The organism is Mycobacterium sp. E3198 (assembly GCF_001667015.1).
In the GTDB taxonomy this organism is placed as follows: domain Bacteria; phylum Actinomycetota; class Actinomycetes; order Mycobacteriales; family Mycobacteriaceae; genus Mycobacterium.
This window is the reverse complement of record NZ_LZIS01000075.1, coordinates 1-696: the sequence shown is the minus strand read 5'-3', so window position 1 is coordinate 696 and position 696 is coordinate 1. Positions and strand designations below refer to the sequence as shown.

Here is a 696-nt window from a genome sequence, read left to right as displayed (position 1 = left end):
GCCCACGTTTCGAGGGTCGTCGCGTAGTGCAGCCGCAGCGACTGGGTGCGCGTGATCTTGAAGCCGACCTCCTCCGCGTGCTCCTCGACCGACGGGATCGTCGGTAGCCAGCCGCCCGGGAAGATCTCGGCCAGGATGAACTGGGTGAAGTGGACCACTTCGTGGGTGAGCGGATTGCCCTGCGCCCTGGCCTCTTTGAACGTGGGACGCGTGATGGTGTGCAGCATCATGACGCCCTCGGCCGGCAGCACCCGGTAGGCCATCTTGAAGAAGTGGCCCCAGCGCTGGCGGCCGAAGTGCTCGAAGGCGCCGATGGAGACGATGCGGTCCACCGGCTCGTCGAACTTCTCCCAGCCCTCCAGCAGCACCCGCGTCGAGCGGTTCGTGTCCATCTGGTCGAACATCTTCTGCACGTGGTCGGCCTGGTTCTCCGACAGCGTCAGGCCGACGACGTTCACGTCGTACTTCTCGATGGCGCGGCGCATCGTGGCACCCCAGCCGCAGCCGATGTCGAGCAGCGTCATGCCCGGCTCGAGCCCGAGCTTCCCCAGTGACAGGTCGATCTTGGCGAACTGGGCTTCCTCGAGCGTCATGTCGTCGCGCTCGAAATACGCGCAGGTGTACCCCATCGTCGGGTCTAGGAAGAGCGCGAAGAACTCGTCTGAAACGTCATAGATCGATTGCGACTCTTCGTAA

Annotated in this window: 1 protein-coding gene; it reads right to left on the bottom strand. The window is 64.1% G+C overall.

Annotated elements, in window-relative coordinates:
- Positions 1 to 677: cyclopropane mycolic acid synthase family methyltransferase (locus A5673_RS30585; protein ID WP_082958626.1), on the bottom strand; the 677-nt coding region annotated here is incomplete at its 3' end.
- Positions 678 to 696 lie beyond the last annotated feature (19 nt).